Source organism: Cedecea neteri (genome assembly GCF_000758325.1).
Lineage (GTDB): Bacteria > Pseudomonadota > Gammaproteobacteria > Enterobacterales > Enterobacteriaceae > Cedecea > Cedecea neteri_B.
The window spans coordinates 1,999,914-2,022,817 of the sequence record NZ_CP009459.1 but is presented as its reverse complement, the minus strand read 5'-3'; the positions used below and the strand labels follow the sequence as shown (position 1 = coordinate 2,022,817).

The following is a 22,904-nucleotide window of genomic DNA, read 5'->3' as shown; positions in this document are numbered from 1 at the left end:
ACAACGAATGTCCCCTGCCCCGGGAGGAGCAGAGGACATTACGGGCTAAGCTTTAACCATTTCTTTTTCGATTAACTGAATCAGGATGTGGATCACTTTAATGTGAATTTCCTGAATGCGGTCCGCATAGCCGAAGTGCGGCACACGAATTTCGATATCAGCCGTACCGGCCATTTTGCCGCCGTCTTTGCCGGTCAGGGTAATGACTTTCATGCCTTTCGCGCGGGCAGCTTCAATCGCTTTGATGACGTTGCCGGAGTTGCCGGACGTGGAGATCCCCAGCAGCACGTCGCCTTCACGGCCAACGGCTTCAACGTAGCGAGAGAAGACATAGTCGTAGCCAAAATCGTTGCTGACGCAGGAAATGTGGCTCACGTCAGAGATCGCGATCGCCGGATAGCCCGGGCGGTTCTCACGATAGCGACCGGTTAACTCTTCCGCAAAGTGCATAGCATCGCAGTGTGAGCCACCGTTCCCGCAGGACAGTACTTTGCCGCCCGCTTTGAAACTGTCTGCCAGCAGCACTGCTGCGCGCTGGATGGCATGAATGTTGGCTTCATCCTTAAGGAAGTTAGTTAGCGTTTCCGCCGCTTCATTTAGCTCACTACGAATAAGATCCTGGTACATGAGGAGGTCCTTGAGGTTTGAGTGAATTTCACATCCCGCAGTGTACCGGATAGCGCCGAAAGCGAGAAGCGTAACCCCGCGTGTTAAGCCGGGGTTTTCCCCGGAAGTGCGGCAACAATGTGAGCAAGGTTGTAATTATTTTGTAAACACATTGCTAAATAAAGCAACATCCACTACAACCAATACATCACAAGTGGTCAGACCTCCTACAAGCAAGGGAGCTTTCTTTATGTTGATTTTAAGCATTGTCCTTACCGTTGTTCTGCTGGGTGTGCTCTTCTATCACCAGGCAAATCTGCTGCTTAGCAGCGTGCTTCTGCTCGCGTGGACCGCCGCGCTGGGCTTCGCTGGCATCTGGTCTTTCTGGGTGCTGGTTCCGCTGGCGCTAATTCTGGTGCCGCTGCTGGTCACACCGCTGCGTAAATCGCTGATCTCTGCCCCGATCTTCCGTGGCTTCCGCAAAGTCATGCCGCCAATGTCCCGTACCGAAAAAGAAGCTATCGACGCCGGGACGACCTGGTGGGAAGGCGATCTGTTCCGCGGCAAGCCGGACTGGCAGAAACTGCATAACTACCCGCAGCCAAAGCTGACCGCAGAAGAACAAGCGTTCCTGGATGGCCCGGTGGAAGAAGCCTGCCGCATGGCGAACGACTTCCAGATCACCCACGAACTGGCCGACCTGCCTCCTGAACTGTGGGCCTATCTGAAAGAGCATCGCTTCTTCGCGATGATCATCAAGAAAGAGTACGGCGGCCTCGAGTTTTCCGCCTATGCTCAGGCTCGCGTGCTGCAAAAACTGTCCGGCGTTTCCGGGATCCTGGCGATTACCGTCGGCGTGCCTAACTCTTTAGGTCCGGGCGAACTGCTACAGCACTACGGCACCGAAGAGCAAAAAGATCACTACCTGCCACGCCTGGCGCGCGGTCTGGAAATTCCTTGTTTCGCACTGACCAGCCCGGAAGCCGGTTCCGATGCCGGTGCTATCCCTGATAGCGGCGTGGTGTGCATGGGGGAATGGCAGGGCGAACAGGTGCTCGGTATGCGCCTGACCTGGAACAAACGCTATATCACGCTCGCCCCTATCGCTACCGTGCTGGGCCTGGCGTTTAAACTGTCTGACCCGAACCGCCTGCTCGGCGGCGAAGAAGACCTCGGCATTACCTGCGCACTGATCCCAACCCATACGCCAGGCGTGGAAATCGGCAAGCGTCACTTCCCGCTGAACGTGCCGTTCCAGAACGGCCCAACCCGTGGGAAAGACATCTTTGTCCCTATCGACTTTATTATCGGCGGCCCAAAAATGGCCGGTCAGGGCTGGCGTATGCTGGTTGAGTGCCTGTCCGTAGGCCGTGGGATTACGCTGCCGTCTAACGCCACTGGCGGCCTGAAGTCCGTGGCAATGGCAACGGGCGCTTATGCCCACATCCGCCGTCAGTTCAAAATCTCTATCGGCAAAATGGAAGGTATTGAAGAGCCGCTGGCACGTATCGCCGGTAACGCCTATGTCATGGATGCTGCAGCTTCTCTAATTACCTACGGCATCGTACTTGGTGAAAAACCTGCCGTGCTGTCTGCGATTGTTAAGTACCACTGTACCCACCGCGGCCAGCGCGCCATTCTTGATGCGATGGATATCGTCGGCGGGAAAGGCATCATGCTCGGTGACACTAACTTCGTGGCCCGTGCTTACCAGGGCGCGCCGATCGCCATCACCGTTGAAGGCGCCAACATTCTGACCCGCAGCATGATCATCTTCGGCCAGGGCGCAATTCGCTGCCATCCGTACGTGCTGGAAGAGATGGCCGCGGCGCAGAATAACGATGTGAATGCCTTCGATAAGCTGCTGTTCAAACACATCGGCCACGTGGGCAGCAACAAAATGCGCAGCCTGTGGCTGGGCCTGACCAACGGCCTCGGCAGCAGCACGCCAACCCGCGATGCAACTAAACGCTACTACCAGTACATCAACCGCCTGAGCGCAAACCTGGCGCTGCTGTCGGATGTCTCCATGGCCGTGCTGGGCGGTAGCCTGAAGCGCCGGGAGCGTATTTCTGCTCGCCTGGGTGATGTGCTGAGCCAGCTTTATCTGGCAACTGCGGTGCTGAAACGCTACGAAGACGAAGGCCGTAACGAAGCAGATCTGCCGCTGGTTCACTGGGGCGTGCAGGATGCGCTGTTCCAGGCCGAACAGGCGATTGATGACCTGCTGCGCAACTTCCCGAACCGCTTTGTGGCCGGTACGCTGCGCCTGGTTATCTTCCCGCTGGGCCGCCGTTACGATGCGCCGTCCGATGCGCTGGACCACAAGCTGGCGAAAATCCTGCAGGTACCGTCCGCAACCCGTACCCGTATTGGTCGCGGTCAGTACCTGACGCCAAGCGAGCACAACCCTGCTGGCCTGTTGGAAGCCGCTCTGCTGGATATTATGGCCGCCGAGCCAATCCACCAGCGCGTGTGCAAAGAGCTGAAGCGGAATCTGCCGTTCACTCGCCTGGATGAACTGGCGAAGCAGCTGCTGGGTGAAGGCAAGATCACCGCCGATGAAGCGGCGATTCTGACCAAAGCCGAAGCCAGCCGACTGCGCAGCATCAACGTGGATGAGTTTGAGCCGGAGGCGCTGGCAACACAGCCGGTGAAGGTGCCGGAAAAGCACAGAAAGGTTGAAGCCGCCTAGCCATTAACCCCTCTCAGGAGGGGTTTTTTATTGCCAACAAAAGCATGTTTTCTCGTGCTACAGTGGAAGAAATATTCTGCTAAGAGGCTGCCGATGGTGTCTGGTCTGAAAGTTTCCGTTCTGCAACAACCGCTCGTCTGGATGGACGGTGCCGCGAACCTGCGTCACTTTGATGTGCTGCTGGAGGGCCTGCGCGGGCGTGACCTGATTATTCTGCCGGAGATGTTCACCACCGGCTTTGCGATGGAAGCCGCCGTGCAGTCAATGCCGGAACAGGAAGTGATTGACTGGATGCAGTTCAAAGCCCAGCAAACGCAGGCGATGATCGCCGGCAGCGCCGCTCTGCAAACTGAACGCGGGCCGGTGAACCGCTTCCTGTTGGTTCAGCCGGACGGTAAAGTTCACTTCTACGATAAGCGCCACCTGTTCCGCATGGCCGATGAGCATCATCATTACCAGGCCGGGGAAGAGCGGGTAATTATTGAGTGGAAGGGCTGGCGTATTTTACCGCTGGTTTGCTACGACCTGCGCTTCCCGGTGTGGTCCCGCAACCGCAACGATTACGATCTGGCGCTGTACGTCGCCAACTGGCCGGCGCCGCGCTCGCTGCACTGGCAAAGCCTGCTACAGGCACGCGCCATTGAGAACCAGGCTTATGTCGCAGGCTGCAACCGCGTCGGCACCGACGGTAACGGACACCATTATCGGGGCGACAGCCGGATCATCAGCCCGCAGGGCGAGATCCTGGCAAGCGTTGAACCTCACCAGGCAGCACGACTTGATGCCGATCTTTCGCTGATTGCTCTGCGGGAGTACCGGGAGAAATTCCCGGCCTGGCAGGATGCCGATCCTTTCAGCCTGTGAGGATGACGTATGAAGAAACCGGCCCATTCAGGCCGGTTTTTTATTGCTCCGCCAATAGGGTGACGGCGCGAGTAAAAGCCTGGACGGCAAGGGCCACATCGCTTTCAGTGACGGATTCCGCCGGATGATGGCTGATGCCCTTCTCGCAGCGAACAAACAGCATGGCGCTCGGCCAACGCTCGGCGATGGCAATGGCGTCGTGCCCTGCGCCGCTTGGCAACGACAGGCTTCGCCCCTGAACTTCGCTCACCGCCTGCGTTAGCGTTGCCTGCAACGCCGCATCACACGGCGTGGCCGGAATCGCGTAGTAGGCTTCTGCGGTAAACTGCATACCGCGACGGGCAGCAATCGCTTCCCCTTCCGCAAGAAGCTGGTCTAACAAACTCGCCAGACTTTCATCCCGCGGACTGCGAATGTCCAGCGTAAGCTGAACGTCGCCAGGGATGACGTTCACCGCGCCTGGCGCACAGCTTAACGTTCCCACGGTGGCCACTTCGTCTGGGCCGTGGCGGCGCGTGGTAGATTCAATAAAGGTCATCCACTCGGCGGCGGCGGCCAGCGCATCTTTGCGCAGCGCCATCGGCACCGTCCCGGCATGGCCCGCATGGCCGGTAAAGCTGCAGTTCAGACGACGGGCGCCGTTAATGGCCGTGACCACGCCCAGCGCAAGCCCCTGCTCCTCCAGCACCGGTCCCTGCTCAATATGCAGCTCAAGGTAAGCGCTGTAATCGCTTTTCGGCCGCTCCGCGCTGGCAATACGCGTGGGATCCAGCCCGGCAATCGTCATGGCCTGCGCCACGCTGACGCCGCTGGCATCTTCACAGCTCAGCCAATGCTCCGGCCAGCTGCCGGTGATGCCCCGGCTTCCCAGCAGAGTAACCCCGAAGCGGGTGCCCTCTTCATCGCCAAAGCCGACAATTTCGATGGCCTGTTCGAGCTGGATATTGTTTTGATAAAGGTAGGCGACAACTTCCAGGGCGCACAGCACGCCGAGCATCCCATCGTAGCGGCCCGCATTACGCACCGTATCAAGATGGGACCCCAGCAGAATCGCCTGCGCGCCTTCTTGCTTGCCTTCATAGCGCCCACAAACATTGCCGACCGCGTCCTGCCAGGTTGTCATGCCGAGCTGCTCCATCCAGCCAGCTACCAGCTGATTCGCCCGCAGATGCTGCACCGAAAGGTAAACCCGGGTCAGCTGGCCCGCGCTTTCGCTGATAGCGGCCAGTTGGTCAGCCCTGTCCATTACGCGCTGGGCCGCAATTTCTGCATAATTCAAACCCATAAGCGGCGTGCCCATTAGCGAGCACCCTGCGCGTAAACGTTCCACGCCGCCTGCATCGCTTCACCCTGCACGCTTTTAAAGCCGAGGCGGTTAAGCACCGCTTCCAGCGCGGTGAGCGTTTGCAGCACGCAGTCTTTGCGGGCGTTATAGCCCATCGTGCCGATACGCCAGATTTTGCCCTGCAGCGGGCCGAAGGAGGTGCCGATCTCGATATGGAAATCTTCCAGCAGCAGCTTACGCACTTCTTCGCCGTGAACCTGCGCCGGGATAGTCACGCCGAGCACGTTGTTCATCTTGTGGTTAAGGTCGCCGAAGGTTTCCAGCCCCATGCCCTGGATCCCCGCCACCATCGCCCTGCCGTGCAGCTCATGACGGGCAATGCCGGCGTCCAGACCTTCTTCCAGGATAACGCGGGCGCATTCGCGGGCAGCAAACAGCATGCTCGTTGCTTCGGTGTGGTGGTTCAGGCGTTCCGGCCCCCAGTAGTCCATGATCATGCCCAGATCGAAGTAGTTGGAGTAGATCATCTCTTCGTCTCCGTCCTGATGGGCAGCGGTGCGAATACCTTCTTCCACGCATTTACGGCGGCGAATAGCCTCTTCCATTTTCGGGCTAAGGGTGACCGGTGAGCTGCCTGACGGGCCGCCCAGGCACTTCTGTAACCCGGCGGAAACGGCATCCAGTCCCCAGGCATCGGTGAGCAGTTCGTTCCCGCCAAACGACGCCGTGGCATCGGTGTAAAACAGCACGCCGTAGCGGCGGCAAATCTCGCCCAGTTCGGCCAGCGGCTGCAGCATCGTGGTGGAAGTATCGCCCTGCACGGTCAGCAGCAGGCGAGGTTTTACCGCTTTGATGGCATCTTCGATTTGCTGCGGGCTGAATACTTCGCCCCACGGCACTTCAATAGTGTGGACTTCAGCGCGACAGCGGCGGGCAATCTCACACAGCAGGTGACCAAAGCGGCCAAACACGGGCACAAGCACTTTATCGCCAGGGCGAATAGCCGACAGCAAAATGGCCTCGATCCCGGCGCGGGAAGTGCCGTCCACCAGCATCGTCCACTTGTTTTCGGTGCGGAAGAGCTCGCGGTACAGCACCATCACCTCATTCATATAACCCGTCATCACCGGGTCGTACTGGCCGATAAGCTGGCTCGCCATGGCACGCAGCACGCGCGGATCGGCATTGATCGGGCCTGGCCCCATCAGCAAACGGTGCGGCGGATTGATCTGGGAAAACTGCTGAATATCAAACATGGCGATTCCTTGAGTCTGAGATTGAAACAAAAGATTCTTATAACCATCTTTTGCAACTAATGTGCCAGCCGCAGGCAAAATTTTTTCCGGCTGACAGGCTTAAGCCAGCGCGGAAAAACAGGTTTGGGTAAAAACGATGAACTCTTTTGGCTCACCCGAACTGTGCAGCTGCACCAGCGGGGAGCATCAACGCTGTTCGAGCTCGTCCAGCTCTGTATACAATTCAGCGATATTATGGATACGCTGACGTCCAGTGGTCAATGATTCATGCAGCACCGCGTTAGCCAGTAAATTCACCAGGCTCATGGCGCTGCTGTAACTGTCGAACGCCGAAACGCTATCGAGCGGCGCGCTCAAATGCCAGCCAGAGTAATCTGCCAGCCCCGCCGAACCCGGCTCGCTCAGCACCACCAGCGGTATACCGCGCTGCTGCAAACTGACGAGCAGCGGCTTGACAATGCGCGGTCGGCGGCGAAATGCCACGGTGACCACACAATCTTCCGGGCCAATATCCACCAGCTCTTCCGCCAACGTCTGCCCCGGCTGCGGGAGCAGATGTACGCCGCTGCGCACCTGCAAAAGCTGCTGGCGCAAGTGCATCGCCACCGGCCAGGAGTTACGCATCCCAATGATAAATAGGCGCTTCCCGGTCACAAGGGCATTGACCACTTCGGCAAACGGACCCGCTTCCAGCTGATTCACCAGTTGAGTGAGGTTCGCCATTTCCTGCTTGTAATGACGCGCCAGCAGCGTATTGCCCTGCACGGCATCGCGGTTTTCCGTCAGCGGCATCCCGCTCTGCCGCAGGGTACGCAGCTCTTCGCGCATATCTTTGTAGCGCTCGTAGCCTAAGCGCTTAAACAGGCGGCTCACGGTGGCCTTAGACACGCCTGAAAGCCGCGCCAGCTCGGCGCTGTTGTAGCTGATCAAGTCATCAAAATGGTCAACGATGAAGGAGGCCACGCGCTGCTCCTGCGGGGAAAAAAGCGCCCATGATGCCCGCAACCGCTCGTCTAACTGTTTCATGCTGACTCCTGTAACTTTTGTTTCATCGAAGCCTGACACAGTGAAACGATCCTCGTCAACCTGGAACATCTCTTGCTTCGGATTTCCCTATCCGAGCGGAATTCCTGCAAGAGAAGAAAAATATGCAAAGCAATATGGCCCCCGGTGGCATGGCGGTGACGCCTCACCATCTGGCCTCTGAAAGTGCGCTCTCCGTCCTGCGTCAGGGCGGCGATGCGATTGAAGCGATGGTCGCAGCCGCCGCCACTATCGCGGTGGTTTATCCGCATATGAACGGCATAGGCGGGGACGGATTTTGGCTGATTGTTCCGCCAGAAGGCGAACCCGTAGCCATCGACGCCAGCGGCGCTGCCGGCTCACTGGCGTCACTGGATTTCTACCGGGGAGAACGCGCCATTCCCCATCGCGGCACTCGGGCTGCATTGACCGTGCCCGGCACGCTGAGCGGCTGGGCAGAAGCGCTAAAAGTGTCATCGGAGCTTGGCGGCGGGCAGATGCCGCTTTCCCGCTTAATGGCCGATGCTATTCGCTATGCGGCGGACGGGATCCCGGTCACCGCCTCTCAGGCGAACGCGACACAAAGCAAGTACGCCGAGCTGGTTGATGTTCCTGGTTTTGCCAACACCTTCCTGCAGCGTGGTGAAGTGCCCGCGACCGGGAGTCGTTTCACACAGCCCCGACTGGCCGCGACCCTGACGCGAATGACGGTTGAAGGCCTGGACAGTTTCTATCGCGGCCCGCTGGCTTCAATCATTGCCGAAGAGCTGGCCGAACTGGGGCTGCCGATCGTCGCGGCTGACCTCGCAGCACATCGGGCAACCCGCAGCAAACCACTTCGACTTGAGCACCAGGCCGGGGAAGTTTTTAATCTCGCCCCGCCGACGCAAGGGCTGGTCTCGCTGGCGATCCTCGGCATTACTGACCGCCTGTCGATGGCAAACGCCAGTGAAGTTCAGACCATACACCGCATCGTGGAAGCCACCAAAAAAGCCTTTGCGCTGCGCGACAGGCATATCACCGACCCACGCCTGATCGCGACCTCAATACAAAACCTGCTAGATCCTGAAGAGTTGGATCTGCTGGCCGCGAAAATTGACGACCAGAGCGCCGCCCCATGGGGCAAAGGCAAAGGCCCGGGCGACACGGTCTGGATGGGTGTTATAGACGGTAACGGCCTGGCCGTGTCGTTTATCCAAAGTATTTATCACGAGTTCGGCAGCGGGGTTGTGCTGCCTAAAAGCGGCGTGCTATGGCAAAACCGCGGCGCTTCTTTCAGCCTCGATGCGGATCATCTGCTGGCGCTGGCACCGGGCAAAAAACCGTTCCACACCCTGAACCCGGCGGCGGCCAGGCTCGCCGATGGCAGAACGCTGGTCTACGGCTCGATGGGCGGCGACGGCCAGCCGCAAACACAGGCGACAATCTTTACCCGCTATGTGCTGCAGGGCATCGATTTACAGGAGGCGATTTGCGCGCCGCGCTGGCTGCTGGGCCGCACCTGGGGGCAGGTTTCCGACAGTCTTAAACTTGAAAGCCGCTTCAGCCCCGACACCGTCACTGCGCTTGAGGCTCTGGGACACGAAGTAGAAACAGTCCCTGCCTTCAGCGAGATCGTCGGCCACGCCGGCGCCATCGTCAGACATACCAATGGCATGCTCGAAGGTGCGTGGGATCCCCGCAGCAACGGCAGCGCCGCAGGCTTTTGAGGAAAATATCAATGAATCAATCTTCTTTTGAGTGGCAGCCCTACATTGCCCTGATGGAGCAGTTGCTCGCCGTGCCGCTGACCGACGAGCGCCGCAAAGAGCTGGAGCTGCAGCTGACACGCATTGCGGCGATGGCTGAACCGCTGATGGCCTTCCCACTTGCCGACCGCCAGGAAACCGCCGGAGTTTATACGTTATGACCGCCCTTTCTATCCGCCAGATCCAGCAGGGGCTGCGGGACAAAGATTTTTCAGCTACCGAGCTGGCCCAGCAAACGCTGGCAAAGATTGAGCAGCGAAACCCGCAGCTTAATGCTTTTACCGGTGTCACCCAGGATCGTCTTCTGGAGGAGGCGGCCTCGGTCGACCAATTGATTAGTCGCGGTAGCCCTTTACCCGCGCTGGCGGGTGTGCCTTACGCAGTAAAAAATCTTTTCGATATTAAAGGGGTAACAACCCTTTCAGGCGCAGAGCTGTTTGCCGGGCACCCCGCGGCCGCCGAAGATGCCTTCGCTATTACACAACTGCAAAAAGCGGGGGGAATGCTAAGCGGGGCGTTGAATATGGATGCCTATGCCTACGGCTTCACCACGGAAAACAGTTATTACGGAGCCACCAAAAACCCGCACGATCTCTCGCGTATTGCCGGCGGCTCGTCCGGTGGCTCAGCGGCGGCGGTGGCGGCGGGCATGGTGAATTTTACCCTTGGCACCGACACCAACGGCTCCATTCGCGTCCCGTCTTCACTTTGCGGGCTCGTGGGCCTGAAGCCGACTTTTGGTCGCCTGTCACGCGGCGGCAGCCATCCCTTTGTCGCCAGCCTCGACCATATCGGCCCGCTGGCTCGCAGCGTGGAGGATGTCGCGGCGGTTTACGATGTACTGCAAGGGTATGATGGCAGCGATCAATTTCAGACTTTGCGCGCCATTGAGCCGGTTTGCGCAGCGCTTGATCGTGATACGCAGCTTCGCGTGGCGGTGCTGGATGGTTTCTTTGAAAACTGGTGTGATGAAGATGCAAAAGAAGCCGTTAGCCGGGTAGCCAAAGCACTCCAGGCGACGGAGAAAGTTTCTATGCCAGAGGCTGAACTCGCCCGCTCGGCGGCCTTTTTGTTAACCGCCGCCGAAGGGGGCAATCAGTATCTGCCCGCGCTGCGAAACATCCCTGAACGCTTCGAGCCTAATTCTCGCGAACGCCTTCTGGCCGGGGCCATGACGCCGTCGGCCTGGTACACGCAGGCGCAGCGCTTCCGCGCCTGGTTCCGCGATCGCACGCTGCCGCTCTTTGACCATTTTGATCTGCTCGTTGCGCCCGCCACGCCCTGCTGCGCCACGCTTATCGGCCAGCAAACCATGCACATCAACGGGCAGGAGATCCCGGTCAAAGCCAGTATGGGGATCCTGACGCAGCCGATCTCTTTCCTCGGGCTGCCGGTTGTCAGCGCCCCGCTGATCGCAGCCAGCGGTTTGCCGATTGGCGTACAGCTGATTGCCGCACCGTGGCGGGAAGACGCTTGCTTGCAGGCCGCACGCCGCCTGGAAGTTCAGGGCATTTTACAGACGAAGGTAAATTAAATGATGCGAGATAATATCGACCGCCCGGCCGTTTTAAATGAAGTCACTGCGGCATTTTATCGCTACGAGCAGGCGCTGATTACCAATGACGTCGCCGTTCTGGATGAGCTGTTCTGGGAGGATGCTCGCACCGTGCGTTTTGGCGCAACGGAAAACCTGTATGGTATTGAGCAGATCCGCGCTTTCCGCAACGGGCGCTCACCGAAGGGACTGGATCGCCAGCTGAGAAACACCGTCATTACAACATTTAGCGACGATTTGGCGGTAGCAAGTACTGAGTTTACGCGAGAAGGTAGCGATAAGATTGGCCGCCAGATGCAGACCTGGGTTCGGTTTGCATCTGGCTGGAAGATTGTGGCGGCGCATGTGAGTTTAATGGGGTGATTTCCCCCTCACCCTGGCCCTCTCCCCGAACGGGAGAGGGGATAACAGCCTGATAGCAATAAATATTACTCAACAAACGGATGCGTCTTCACCCAATGCTCGGCAATGTCCCGCCTTCTGCAAATCCACACCCCTTCATGTTGCTGCACGTAATCCAGAAAACGCTGCAGCGCCCGGAAGCGGCCTGGTCGCCCTAACAGGCGGCAATGCATGCCGATGGACATCATTTTCGGTGCCGTGTCGCCTTCTTCATACAGCACGTCGAAACTGTCTTTCAGGTAGGTGTAAAACTGCTCTGCGGTATTGAACCCCTGCGCGGTGGCGAAGCGCATGTCATTGGTATCCAGCGTGTACGGCACGATCAGATGGGGTTTGGTGCTACCGTCTTCGCAGGCCACTTTGCTCCAGAAAGGCAGATCGTCGCCGTAATAATCGCTGTCGTACAGGATGCCGCCGTGCTCAACCACCAGCCTGCGGGTATTGGGGCTATCGCGCCCGGTGTACCAGCCCAGCGGACGGGAGCCGAACAGATCTTCCAGGATTTCCATCGCCTGATGCAGGTGCTGGCGCTCGGTGGCAACGTCCATATTCTGATAATGGATCCAGCGCCAGCCGTGGCTGACCACGTCGTAATCGGCGGCTTTGATCGCGGCCACAATCTCCGGGTTACGGGCCAGCGCCATGGCGACGCCAAACACCGTCAAAGGCAGGCCGCGCTTCTGAAATTCATTGTGGATACGCCAGAACCCTGCCCGGGAGCCGTATTCGTACAGGGAGTCCATCGACATATGGCGATCGGGAAAACTGGCCGCCCCGATGATATCCGAGAGAAATTGTTCCGAGCCGCTGTCGCCGTGCAGAACGTTGTTTTCCGCCCCTTCTTCAAAGTTCAGGACAAACTGAACCGCAATACGCGCGCCGTTCGGCCACTGCGCATGGGGAGGATTGCCGGCATAACCGGCGAGATCGCGCGGATAGTTTTCGGTAAAAGGGTAGCGATTACGCTTTTGTTCTTCCGTCATAGTTGGCCTCTTTAACCTTAACCCAGGCGAGCAAAAGAGCCGGAAAGCGGCTTTTTATTCGGATACGCAAGGTCACCAAATTTACTGGTGCCGATGCCCAGCGCAACCAGCGATTCCACCAGCTTCACCGCCGCTGTGACGCCGTCGATGACCGGGATGCCGATCTCTTCGGTCAGCTCTTTCGCCAGGTTTGCCATGCCGCCGCAGCCCAGCACGATTGCCCCGCTGTTGTCTTCTTTTTTGGCCTGAATGCAGCGCTCACGCACCATGCGTTGAGCCAGCCCGGTGCCGTCTTCCAGCGCCAGCACGGGCAGATCGATGGCATGCAGCGCCGCGCAGTGATGTTCAAAGCCGTATTGCTGCAGTAAATGGCGGGCAATGATCACCGTGCGCGGCAGCGTGGTGACGATAGAGAAGCGGGTGGCGACCATCGTGGCCATATGCATGGCCGCTTCGGCAATGCCAATCACCGGCCCGCTGGCTATCTCACGCGCCGCCAGCAGCCCTGGGTCGCCAAAGCAGGCGATGACGTGTCCGTTCGCGCCCTGCGCTTTGCCATGCTGAATTTGTTCCAGCACGCCGATGGCCGCAATGGCTTCGTCAAAGTGCCCTTCGATTGACTCCACGCCCTGTTCCGGGCAAGTCGCGAGGATTTGCGTACCGGGGGCGGCAACGCTACGCGCGGCTTCTGCAATGGTGTGCGTCATCGCCAGGCTGGTGTTGGGGTTGATCACTTGAATAATAGGCTGTGGCATGGTTATTCCTGTCGGGTGCCGAAGAGGCGGGCGAAGTCTGGGGTGGTTTCACCGCTGCGCTCAAAATGCAGGCTGGAAACAATGTGATCGAAGTGGTGCTGCATCGCCAGCGTCAGCGACTCAATGTCTTTTTTGCGCAGCAGATCGATAAGGTGTTCATGATCGTCACAGCGGCAGCCCCGCTGCCACGGCGCGCCCCAGGCAGCGATCACCAGCGAGGAGCGGTGCGTCAAACTGGTGACCATTTCCGTCAGCACGGCGTTGCCGGAGATAGCCTGCAACTGAATATGAAACGCCGCCGACAGGCGGATTGCAGCCGGCCCATCTCCGTCGCGGTGCGCCTTTTCTTCCTGCTGGATGATTTTACGCAGCGCGGCAAGGTGCGGCGCCTGAAGATGCTCGAGTACATGAGGCAGGTTGGCGCATTCGAGAACGGAGCGCGTCTGGAAGATCGCTTTTGATTCTTCAACGTCCGGCATCGCCACAAATGCACCACGCCCGGGCAGCATGGTGATCATTTGCACCGTTGCGAGGCGCGTTAAGACTTTACGGATCCCGGTTCGGCTGATGCCAAAAACTTCCGCCAGCGCTTCTTCCGGCAGTTTACTGCCCGGCGGCAGCTGGTGTTCGACCATCGCCGTCATCAGCGATTGCCAGATAACGGCTTCTTTATCATGCAGTTCTGCTGGGGCTGTCACCCCGAAATCACGTTTCATTCACCTCTCCTGTTAGCACCAGGCACCCTATATTTGTATACAATATCATTGATAATTGAATACAAGAAATGCAAACCTGGCCTGGTTCCTGCAATACCTATGGCAGACGTAATCCATCTTCTGTTTTTATAGGAGCAGATCCCATGCCAGGTATAGAGAACAACGCAACAGCCATGAAAGAGAGTGCCAACGCCGGCTACAGCCCGCGCCTGTGCAACGATGACCTGGCCCCAACCCGCCACCAGACTTGGTCCTGGTATAATATTTTTTCGTTTTGGATGTCGGATGTACACAGCATGGGCGGCTATGTAGTAGCAGCCAGCTTCTTTACGCTCGGGCTTGCCAGCTGGCAGGTGCTGATTTGCCTGCTGGCAGGGATTTGCATCGTGCAATTTTGTGCCAACCTGGTCGCTAAACCCAGCCAGATGGCGGGCGTGCCTTACGCGGTGATTTGCCGCCAGGCTTTCGGCGTCTTCGGGGCTAATATTCCGGCGGTGATCCGCGGGCTTATCGCCTTCGCCTGGTACGGGATACAAACTTACCTGGCCGCTAACGCATTAATGCTGGTGCTGCTGAAGTTCTGGCCCACGCTGGCGCCAATGACGGGCGTGAGCTTCCTCGGCCTGTCTCAGCTCGGCTGGATCTGCTTCGGTATTATGTGGGTGCTGCAGGCGATGGTGTTCTGGCACGGGATGAACGCGATTAAGCGCTTTATTGATATTGCGGGCCCTGCCGTATACATCGTGATGATGGCGCTGGCAGGCTGGATCCTGTATCAGACCGGTTTCGATGGCATCTCCTTTACCTTAGCCAGCAAACAGCTTAGCTCCGGCGAGCAGGTGTGGCAGATGATCACCGCCACCGCGCTGGTTGTGTCGTACTTCTCCGGCCCGCTGCTGAACTTCGGCGACTTCTCTCGCTACGGTAAAAGCATGAATGAGATCCGTCGCGGCAACCGCTGGGGCCTGCCGTTTAACTTCCTGTTGTTCTCGATTGTGACCGTGGTGATTGTGTCCGGTACTCAGTCGCTGTTCGGCAAGATGATCACCGACCCGATCGAGACCGTGAGCCATATCGGTAACAGCCTCGCGATGGCGATTGGCCTGCTGACGATGATCACCGCGACTATCGGGATCAATATCGTGGCTAACTTTGTTTCTCCGGCGTTCGACTTCTCTAACTGCTCACCGCAGAAGATTAGCTTCCGTGCAGGCGGGATGATCGCCGCGGTGGGTTCTGTCCTGCTGACGCCGTGGAACCTGTTCCAGTCCCCGGAGCTGATCCACTACACGCTGGATGTGCTGGGCTCGTTCATTGGGCCACTGTTCGGCATCCTGCTGGCGGACTTCTACCTGGTGAAAGGCGGTAAAATTCACGTCGACGATCTGTTTAACGACACGCCGAAAGGCCGCTACTGGTACAGCAACGGCTTCAACCCGAAAGCGATCATCGCCCTGGTGCCTTCGGTTGCCGTCTGCCTGACCATCAGCTTTATTCCTTCGCTGCATGAAGTCGCCAACTTCAGCTGGTTTATCGGCGTGTTCCTCGGCCTGAGCTGCTACCGCTGGCTGGCGCGTAGTGAAAAAGTCAGCGTTGCTGCCGGGTTTGCTGGCCGCGTCGCTACCTCCAAAGAGTAAACCTTGATGCCTGGGCCCGAAAGGGTTCAGGCTTTTTCATTTCCAGACATACTCTTTTTCTTCTCCACGACGACGGCTGGCCCGACAGCGAGTAATATATTCTCCCTTCGCCCTTTCCAGCAAAATCCCGTGTCAAAGGAGAGTCCCTTGCTCAGCAGTAAGAAGTCGGCCACTGAGGCTGCCCCCCATAAGCCATCGGCCTGGTATGTTTTGCTTCTGTTCACCATCCCACCGCTGCTTTGGGCGTGCAATTACATCGTCGGCAAAGCCGTTCGCAACGATATTCCCCCGGTGGGACTTACCTTTATGCGCTGGCTGGTGGCGCTGATTGTGATTCTGCCTTTTGCGCTGCCATATATAAAAAGAGACTTCCGCCGTTACCGGGAATATCTGGGCTGGATTGTCGCCGTGTCGGTGACGGGTATCGTCTGCTTTAGCCTGCTGGTGTATATCGGTCTGCATCACACTTCAAGTACCAACGCGCTGTTGCTTAACTCCTGTATACCGGTGCTGATTATGCTGTTTGGCGCGCTGTTTTTTGGGCACAAGCTCAGCGTCAAGCAGGTGGTAGGCCTGGCAATTTCCTGCTGTGGCGTGCTGTTTATTATCTTTAAGGGCGATATTCACGGGCTGCTGCAGATGGCATTTTCATCTGGGGACCTGATGCTGCTGGCGGCCATGGCCTGTTTTGCGCTGTATACGCTGTGGATCCGAAAAATCCCTTCCGATATTAGCCGCATGGGGCTGCTGGGCGTTCAGGTGGCTATCGCGCTGGTGGTGACGCTGCCGCTGTGGCTGCATGAAATGAGCACCGGCGCTGTGCCGCACTGGAATACCATGACGATTTCAGCGGTCGTGTTCCTCGGCGCGTTCCCCTCATTTGTTTCCTACCTACTTTATGGACGTTGCGTGGAAGCCGTCGGTGCCGCGCGCGCCGGGCTTAGCATTCACCTGATCCCAGTCTTTGGCGTGGTGCTGTCGCTGGTGTTTCTCGGCGAAACGCTGCATCTTTTCCATATCATCGGGATTGCGACCATTTTGATCGGCGTGGCGTTAGCCAGCAGGCACTAGAGGTGGTTTCAGCCAGCCCTCGCGCGATTGCGGCGCGGGGGTTAGATAAATTTTTACGAAAGGCAGAAACGACGAAGGCCTGAGTCATTGCTGACTCAGGCCTTCTGAATTGTGGCGGAACGGACGGGACTCGAACCCGCGACCCCCTGCGTGACAGGCAGGTATTCTAACCGACTGAACTACCGCTCCGCGTTTTGTTCCCCGTCGGGAACGAAGCGGATATTACGGATTGCCCCGATAACCGTCAACGCTTTTTATCATAAAATTAACCGTTTGCCGCAAAAATCACCTGAGTGGCGATTTTTAACTCATTTGGGCTATTTTTAGCTGCGCCAGAGACAGCTGCCGCCTTTCTTCTGCACCAAATCAAGGCGCGATTCATGGGCCACCAGCTCTTCATCACTGGCGTGGATCACCCGCATGCCTGATGCACGACGTACCACGCGCTGAATACCACCGCTGCCCTGCTGCTGTTGCACATCACCTTCCATAGAGAATTTGAGTGACGTTTGCCCGCCGGTCATCATCAGATAAACGTCGGCCAGGATTTGGGCATCAAGCAATGCGCCGTGCAGCGTACGTTTGCTGTTGTCTATTTCATAGCGAGAGCAGAGCGCATCGAGGCTGTTTCGCTTGCCCGGGAACATCTTACGGGCCATTGCCAGGCTGTCGGTGACCTTGCAGAAGGTATCCGTTTTAGGAATGTCGCGCCGCAGCTTGCTGAACTCGTAGTCCATAAAGCCGATATCAAACGAGGCGTTATGAATGACCAACTCGGCACCGCGAATATAGTCGAGGAACGAGTCTGCAACCTGATCGAACGTCGGCTTATCCGCCAGAAACTCGTCCGCAATACCGTGAACGCCAAAGGCTTCAGGGTCCACCAGCCGGTCGGGCTTGAGGTAGACGTGGAAGTTGTTGCCCGTCAGGCGGCGGTTAATCACTTCAACCGCACCGATCTCGATAATGCGATGCCCCTCATAATGAGCACCGATCTGGTTCATACCGGTGGTTTCGGTATCGAGGACTATTTGTCTGGTGGGAGTAGAAATCATATAGCTGTGCTCATCGCGCTCGTTTGTGTCAGACTTGACGTTTTCATCACAGGAAGTCTACCAGAGATGCGTAAACAGGTAGAAGTTTTCACCGATGGCTCCTGCCTTGGGAATCCAGGGCCGGGCGGCTTCGGGGCAATTTTGCGGTACAAGCAGCACGAGAAAATCTTCAGCGAAGGGTTTCGTCTCACCACCAATAACCGCATGGAGATGATGGCCGCTATCGTCGCGCTTGAGGCGCTGATCGAACCCTGCGATGTGGTCCTCAGCACCGACAGCCAGTACGTCCGCCAGGGCATTACCCAGTGGATCCACAACTGGAAGAAACGTGGCTGGAAGACGGCGGATAAAAAGCCGGTGAAAAACGTCGATTTATGGAAGCGCCTGGATGCCGCCTTAAGCCACCATCAGATTAAGTGGGAATGGGTCAAAGGGCATGCGGGCCACCCGGAAAATGAGCGATGTGACGAGCTGGCACGCAACGCGGCCTCTCGCCCTACTCATGAGGATGTGGGTTATCAGCCGGACGCGGCGGCACCTTAGCAACGGCTTCACGATACTGCCGCGTCGCCCCTACCGCCGAGCGAATCTGATTTTTCGCTTTGCGGCTTTTCATTGGGTTCAGCGTCAGCGGCAAGGTCCGTTTACGCGCCACGATAACGTGCATACAGCCCAGCGCCGGCAAATGAGTACTCAGCAAACGTCCCCCTTGCTTATGCCAGGGCAGGACCTGAAAGCTGCGCCGGTACATCACTTCAAAATTCAGTAACGACAGCCAGTCTTGTTGCCTCATGGGGGTAAACATTCGACTATTATAAGGCACGCGCTTACGCAAGAACGGGACCATTTTGCCCAGCCCCAGCAAACTAATGGGATTGAAACTGCTGAGCACGATCCAGCCATCGTCGATCAGAACACGATCCACTTCTCGCAGCAGGCGGTGGGGATCCGGACACCAGGGCAAGGTGTGGGCCAACAGGCAGGCGTCCACCGACTTCGCCGCAAACGGCAAGTGTAGAGGGTCGGCGTTAACCTGTAGATGCTCGCCCTGCAGGGCCACATTAACCTGATGAGAAATCGCGCAGGCTTCGGTGTTCACTTCCGCACTCAGGTTGCCGATTTTCAATAAATGAAAGCCGAACATTTTCGCCAGCCACGGGCGGAGCTGCTCTTCGAGCGCGTTCCGATAGTGTTCTCCCCATCGCAGCTGAGCCCAATGATGGGGGGAAGTGATAATCTCAGGTATCCTTGCCGGTTTCATCACTACCTTCTTAATGGCCATAGAGAGGTTGAACTATGAATCTTAACAGTATTCGCGCCTTCCAGGATAACTACATCTGGGTGCTTAATAACGAGCAGGGAAAATGTGTGATCGTTGACCCAGGCGACGCCACACCGGTCTTGAAGGCTATAGAGGAAAACAGCTGGCAGCCAGAGGCCATTCTGCTGACCCATCATCATGCCGATCACGTGGGCGGCGTTCAGCAATTAAAGGACAAGTATCCGAAGATTGAGGTCTACGGCCCGGAGGAAACCCAGCAGAAAGGCGTCACTCAGATCGTGGGCGAAGGGGACAAGTTTAGTCTGCTTGGGCGTGAATTTCGCGTGATAGCAACACCTGGTCACACTTTAGGACATATCTCGCTTTTTAGTTTTCCTTATCTATTTTGCGGCGACACAATGTTTTCAGGCGGCTGCGGAAGGCTTTTTGAAGGCACAGCAGCTCAAATGTTCAATTCATTTCAAAAGCTTAATGAACTCCCCGCTGACACTCTGATTTGTTGCGCACATGAGTATACGGAATCGAACATAAAGTTCGCCTTAAGTATTCTGCCCCATGATGAGCATTTAGGAGGATACTATCGAAAAGTTAAGGAGTTACGCGCAAAAAATCATTCAACCTTGCCGTCTTCCCTGCAAACTGAACGTGAAATAAATATTTTTTTACGCACTGAAGATGCTGTTTTAAAAGAAGAAATAAAAAAAGAAACAAACTTGCAACAACCCCACGAGATATTCGCCTGGTTAAGGACAAAGAAGGACAGCTTCTGAATATTCTGGTTGTGTTGTCGAAAAGGCGACGGTATCATCGCTCGTCTTTTAAGCAACCATTGACACACACATGAAGGCAAAAGCGATACTACTCGCCTCTGTCTTGCTTGTCGGGTGCCAGGCGTCAAAGCATGATGCCAACATTCAACAGCACGCACAGAGTCTGTCTGCAGCTGGTCAAGGTGAAGCAGGAAAGTACACGGGTCGAGCGACCTCCGCGCGATGGATGGATGATGGAACCTTCCTCGCGCAAGATCAAAACCTGTGGAACTTCATCGGCAACGAGCTAAAGATGGGGATACCGGAAAACGTCCGTATCCGCGAACAGAAACAGAAGTACCTGAGTAATAAGAGCTATCTCCACGATGTAACATTACGGGCAGAGCCGTATATGTACTGGATTGCCGGGCAAGTTAAGAAACGCAACATGCCAATGGAACTAGTACTACTACCCATAGTGGAGAGCGCTTTTGACCCCCACGCGACGTCTAGCGCGAATGCCGCAGGCATTTGGCAGATTATCCCAAGTACGGGGCGCAATTATGGTCTGAAGCAGACCAAAGCGTACGATGCACGCCGTGATGTAGTGGCTTCCACCACCGCAGCACTGGATATGATGCAGCGTTTGAACAAGATGTTTGACGGCGACTGGTTGTTGACCGTGGCGGCGTATAACAGCGGTGAAGGCCGCGTGTTGAACGCCATTAAAGCGAACAAATCGCGGGGTAAACCTACCGATTTCTGGTCGCTGGCATTGCCACGTGAAACAAAGATCTACGTACCGAAAATGCTGGCGTTGAGTGACATACTCAAAAACAGTCAGAAGTACGGCGTACGTCTGCCGACAACGGATGAAAGCCGCGCGCTGGCGCGTGTTGAAGTAAGCAATCCGGTTGAGTTAACGCAGGTCGCCGAAATGGCTGGCATGTCGCTCACCAACCTGAAGACCTTCAATGCAGGCGTGAAAAGCACCACCGTTGGGAAAAATCAGCGCTATGTGATGGTGCCGAAAAAGCATGCCGAGCAACTGAAAGCCTCTCTGGCTTCTGGGGAAATCGATGCTTTACAGCCAACGCTGGTGGCGGATAACCGCCTCAACGCGGGTGGCAACAAATCCTATAAAGTGCGTTCAGGGGATACTCTGTCCAGCATTGCTTCACGCCTCGGTGTGAATACTAAGGATTTGCAGAGCTGGAATAACCTGCGTGGTGCGCACCTTAAAGTTGGGCAGACGCTCAGCGTGAAAGGTGGTGCAACGCAGCTGGCCGATAACAGCAGCATCACTTATCAGGTGCGCAAAGGCGACTCGTTGTCGAGTATTGCTAAACGTCACGGCGTGAACATCAAAGATGTGATGCGCTGGAACAATGGTACCGATGACCTGAAACCGGGTGACCGTTTGACGCTGTTTGTCAGCGGCAACAACTCTCCGGATACCTGATAGCCAGAACAAAAAAGGCACCTTACGGTGCCTTTTCTTTTTACGTCATACCTTTCGCGCTTCCAGCATGATGATATCGCTGGTGAACGAGCCGTCACGCTGCAATTCAAAGTATTGTTTCACCTCGTCCGAGGCACTTTTTTGATAAGCGCGGATTGCGTCAGATAACACTATCGGCGTGCGCATTCTGGCGATCCAGCTGGTGAACTCCAGATTCAACCTGTCGCACAACACGCTGTGCGTGACCAGGCCCGCATCATTGAACAGGCTAAGCCACTCTCCGCTGGAATAATTACGCACATGCGAGGTATCACGCAGCGCCTCGACCGTTTGCAGCCAGATATCCTTCACCGGATGGCCTGGCGAGGTCACATCCATGAAGATAGCAATACCACCGGGCTTAAGCACGCGTTTTACTTCACGCAGCGCCTGGCCGACATCGTGCCAGTGATGTGCCGAGTAGCGACTAATCACCACATCAAAAGTACCGTCGTCAAACGGCAATGATTCCGCATATCCCTGACGCGTCGCGATATTCGCTATTCCGCGCGTTGTTGCCGCCTCAGCAACGACCGCCAGCATCTGTTCGGACAGATCATAAGCCACCACCGATTTCACTTTAGCCGCGGCAATAAAGCTGGCGTGCCCTGCCCCACATCCCATGTCCAGGAGCGTGGCATGAGGGAAGTCATTCAGTCTGGCGCTAAGCCGCTCCAGATCGCGCCCGGAAGCATGAACCGTACTGGCCAAATAGGCGCTGGCCTGAGATCCAAACTGCTGGCCAACTTTGTCGTGATGGGATTGCGTTGTCATCGTTATGTCCTTGCGGTTAAGTGAGAAAAAGGGCAGCGCACAGGTCTGCCCAACGGCAGACCTGACGAACCTTATTTCAGCTCAGGCTTGCCGGGACGGAATTCAACTAGTAGCGGGTTATGGTCTGATGCACGGGTCACCAGCACCGAAGCTTCGGTGACGTTCAGGCCACGATAGAACACGAAATCAAGAGGGCGACCAAACGCCCGGCGGCGGTGGTCGTCAGTAAAGCGCACTTCCCTGAGCGTCATCTCACGGGCAAAGCGGAAAAGCGCGTTCATACGCGGGCGGCTCCAGGCATTGAAATCACCGGCCATGATCACCGGCCCGTTGTGATGCCCTATCTGGTCGCCAATAGGCCCCAACTGCTTGCTGTAGACATCAACACCGAGGCTAAAATTGACGGCATGGATATTAATCACCATCAACATTCGCCCGTCTGGCAGCGGATAAACCGTGACCAAAGCTGACTTAGACAAGCGCAGGATCGGCTCGCGTTCACGCAGCGGGCAGCAATATACCGGATGGGCTGCAGACAGCGTCATTACGCCAGAAGGATGCTGGGGTAAAACAAAGGCAGGAACCTGGTCGGCAGCCAGATAGTTGGAGGTCGCAAATCTGACCAGCTCAGGCGTCGTTTGCGCTTCCTGGAGCAACATCAGGTGTGCGTCTTTGCCGAAGGTTTGCAGCACCGAAAGCCAGTCGGCCCGCTGCTGCTTAAAGATATTCCACACCAGAACACGAATGGTGTCCTGACCGGGTAAAGGTTCACCGGGGGGTAATGCCTGGCCGATAGTCGCGAACGAGCCAGGAGGCAGAATGCGCTCTGCTGGCTGTCCGGCTACATATCGCATGGCATAGGTATTCTTGTGCACGTTTGGCTAACGACCTCAGTAACTCAACTTGCCTGCAGTTCGCAGACTATCTTTCAGTTATAGGGACTTTAG

General features: G+C 56.8%; 22 protein-coding genes and 1 tRNA gene. 11 read left to right on the top strand and 12 right to left on the bottom strand.

The genetic code is table 11. The features are described 5' to 3' along the window. Window positions 1-45: 45 nt before the first annotated feature. Window positions 46-627, bottom strand: coding sequence for a D-sedoheptulose 7-phosphate isomerase (lpcA, locus tag LH86_RS09545; RefSeq protein ID WP_008457307.1), 582 nt, complete (start codon window positions 625-627; stop codon window positions 46-48). A gap of 229 nt (window positions 628-856) precedes the next feature. Here lpcA and fadE point away from each other — a divergent pair, with 229 nt between their 5' ends. After that, complete coding sequence (gene fadE, locus LH86_RS09540; RefSeq protein WP_039300622.1) at window positions 857-3,301, top strand: acyl-CoA dehydrogenase FadE; 2,445 nt, start codon at window positions 857-859, stop codon at window positions 3,299-3,301. A gap of 96 nt (window positions 3,302-3,397) precedes the next feature. Further along, window positions 3,398-4,165: an amidohydrolase gene (locus LH86_RS09535; RefSeq protein ID WP_039306042.1), complete on the top strand. Its 768-nt coding sequence runs from the start codon at window positions 3,398-3,400 to the stop codon at window positions 4,163-4,165. Window positions 4,166-4,205: 40 nt separating this feature from the next. Here the strand turns inward: LH86_RS09535 and hpxK are convergent, their stop codons facing one another. The 3 genes from hpxK to LH86_RS09520 form a co-directional block, all read right to left on the bottom strand. After that, window positions 4,206-5,465 carry an allantoate amidohydrolase gene (hpxK, locus tag LH86_RS09530; protein WP_052045560.1) on the bottom strand — a complete coding sequence of 420 codons (1,260 nt, stop codon included), beginning with the start codon at window positions 5,463-5,465 and terminating at the stop codon, window positions 4,206-4,208. After that, a complete protein-coding gene (locus tag LH86_RS09525; protein ID WP_039300619.1) occupies window positions 5,465-6,706 on the bottom strand; it encodes a pyridoxal-phosphate-dependent aminotransferase family protein in 1,242 nt (413 codons plus the stop codon). The genes hpxK and LH86_RS09525 overlap by 1 nt, the downstream gene beginning before the upstream one ends. 186 nt (window positions 6,707-6,892) lie before the next feature. After that, window positions 6,893-7,732, bottom strand: coding sequence for a MurR/RpiR family transcriptional regulator (locus LH86_RS09520; protein ID WP_039306038.1), 840 nt, complete (start codon window positions 7,730-7,732; stop codon window positions 6,893-6,895). Between the two features lie 122 nt (window positions 7,733-7,854). Here LH86_RS09520 and LH86_RS09515 point away from each other — a divergent pair, with 122 nt between their 5' ends. From LH86_RS09515 to hpxZ, 4 genes are read left to right on the top strand one after another with little or no spacing between them, the layout of a single operon-like run. After that, the gene (locus tag LH86_RS09515) at window positions 7,855-9,438 is read left to right on the top strand and encodes a gamma-glutamyltransferase family protein (protein WP_039300616.1); all 1,584 of its coding nucleotides are present in this window, start codon (window positions 7,855-7,857) and stop codon (window positions 9,436-9,438) included. Window positions 9,439-9,449: 11 nt separating this feature from the next. Continuing rightward, window positions 9,450-9,638, top strand: coding sequence for an oxalurate catabolism protein HpxX (gene hpxX / locus LH86_RS09510; RefSeq protein WP_039300613.1), 189 nt, complete (start codon window positions 9,450-9,452; stop codon window positions 9,636-9,638). After that, entirely contained in the window at window positions 9,635-11,011 is a 1,377-nt protein-coding gene (locus tag LH86_RS09505; protein WP_039300610.1) for an AtzE family amidohydrolase, read from the top strand. Before hpxX ends, LH86_RS09505 begins: the two co-directional genes overlap by 4 nt. After that, window positions 11,012-11,395 (top strand): oxalurate catabolism protein HpxZ, encoded by a 384-nt coding sequence (gene hpxZ / locus LH86_RS09500; protein WP_008457285.1) that lies wholly within the window; start codon window positions 11,012-11,014, stop codon window positions 11,393-11,395. It begins immediately after the preceding gene. A gap of 65 nt (window positions 11,396-11,460) precedes the next feature. Here the strand turns inward: hpxZ and puuE are convergent, their stop codons facing one another. The 3 genes from puuE to LH86_RS09485 are packed head-to-tail and all read right to left on the bottom strand — an operon-like array spanning window position 11,461 to window position 13,888. After that, window positions 11,461-12,417: an allantoinase PuuE gene (puuE, locus tag LH86_RS09495; RefSeq protein WP_039300608.1), complete on the bottom strand. Its 957-nt coding sequence runs from the start codon at window positions 12,415-12,417 to the stop codon at window positions 11,461-11,463. 17 nt (window positions 12,418-12,434) lie between these two features. Then, window positions 12,435-13,172, bottom strand: coding sequence for an allantoin racemase (gene hpxA / locus LH86_RS09490; RefSeq protein WP_039300606.1), 738 nt, complete (start codon window positions 13,170-13,172; stop codon window positions 12,435-12,437). 2 nt (window positions 13,173-13,174) lie between these two features. Next, complete coding sequence (locus tag LH86_RS09485) at window positions 13,175-13,888, bottom strand: GntR family transcriptional regulator (RefSeq protein WP_039300604.1); 714 nt, start codon at window positions 13,886-13,888, stop codon at window positions 13,175-13,177. 143 nt (window positions 13,889-14,031) lie between these two features. Between LH86_RS09485 and LH86_RS09480 the strand changes: the two genes are divergently transcribed. Beyond that, complete coding sequence (locus LH86_RS09480) at window positions 14,032-15,525, top strand: NCS1 family nucleobase:cation symporter-1 (RefSeq protein ID WP_039300602.1); 1,494 nt, start codon at window positions 14,032-14,034, stop codon at window positions 15,523-15,525. Between the two features lie 147 nt (window positions 15,526-15,672). Continuing rightward, entirely contained in the window at window positions 15,673-16,596 is a 924-nt protein-coding gene (locus tag LH86_RS09475; RefSeq protein WP_039300600.1) for a DMT family transporter, read from the top strand. Between the two features lie 112 nt (window positions 16,597-16,708). Here LH86_RS09475 and LH86_RS09470 read toward each other — a convergent pair. Together LH86_RS09470 and dnaQ are read right to left on the bottom strand one after the other, a co-directional pair. Beyond that, window positions 16,709-16,785: transfer RNA gene (locus LH86_RS09470), tRNA-Asp, on the bottom strand. Between the two features lie 134 nt (window positions 16,786-16,919). After that, on the bottom strand, window positions 16,920-17,651 hold the full coding sequence (gene dnaQ, locus LH86_RS09465; RefSeq protein WP_039290488.1) for a DNA polymerase III subunit epsilon: 732 nt from the start codon (window positions 17,649-17,651) through the stop codon (window positions 16,920-16,922). A 66-nt stretch (window positions 17,652-17,717) separates the two neighbouring features. On the opposite strand from dnaQ, the gene rnhA reads away from it, so the two are divergent. Next, window positions 17,718-18,194 (top strand): ribonuclease HI, encoded by a 477-nt coding sequence (gene rnhA, locus LH86_RS09460; protein ID WP_039290486.1) that lies wholly within the window; start codon window positions 17,718-17,720, stop codon window positions 18,192-18,194. Here rnhA and LH86_RS09455 read toward each other — a convergent pair. Next, complete coding sequence (locus tag LH86_RS09455) at window positions 18,148-18,912, bottom strand: class I SAM-dependent methyltransferase (protein ID WP_008457268.1); 765 nt, start codon at window positions 18,910-18,912, stop codon at window positions 18,148-18,150. The two genes, rnhA and LH86_RS09455, sit on opposite strands and share 47 nt — an antisense overlap. A 35-nt stretch (window positions 18,913-18,947) precedes the next feature. Here LH86_RS09455 and gloB point away from each other — a divergent pair, with 35 nt between their 5' ends. Together gloB and mltD are read left to right on the top strand one after the other, a co-directional pair. Further along, a complete protein-coding gene (gloB, locus tag LH86_RS09450) occupies window positions 18,948-19,703 on the top strand; it encodes a hydroxyacylglutathione hydrolase (RefSeq protein ID WP_039300596.1) in 756 nt (251 codons plus the stop codon). 70 nt (window positions 19,704-19,773) lie between these two features. Further along, a complete protein-coding gene (mltD, locus tag LH86_RS09445) occupies window positions 19,774-21,144 on the top strand; it encodes a murein transglycosylase D (protein ID WP_039300594.1) in 1,371 nt (456 codons plus the stop codon). A gap of 45 nt (window positions 21,145-21,189) precedes the next feature. Here mltD and LH86_RS09440 read toward each other — a convergent pair whose 3' ends face one another. Next, on the bottom strand, window positions 21,190-21,957 hold the full coding sequence (locus LH86_RS09440) for a class I SAM-dependent methyltransferase (RefSeq protein ID WP_039300591.1): 768 nt from the start codon (window positions 21,955-21,957) through the stop codon (window positions 21,190-21,192). Between the two features lie 71 nt (window positions 21,958-22,028). Continuing rightward, window positions 22,029-22,832: an endonuclease/exonuclease/phosphatase family protein gene (locus LH86_RS09435; protein ID WP_008457262.1), complete on the bottom strand. Its 804-nt coding sequence runs from the start codon at window positions 22,830-22,832 to the stop codon at window positions 22,029-22,031. Window positions 22,833-22,904 lie beyond the last annotated feature (72 nt).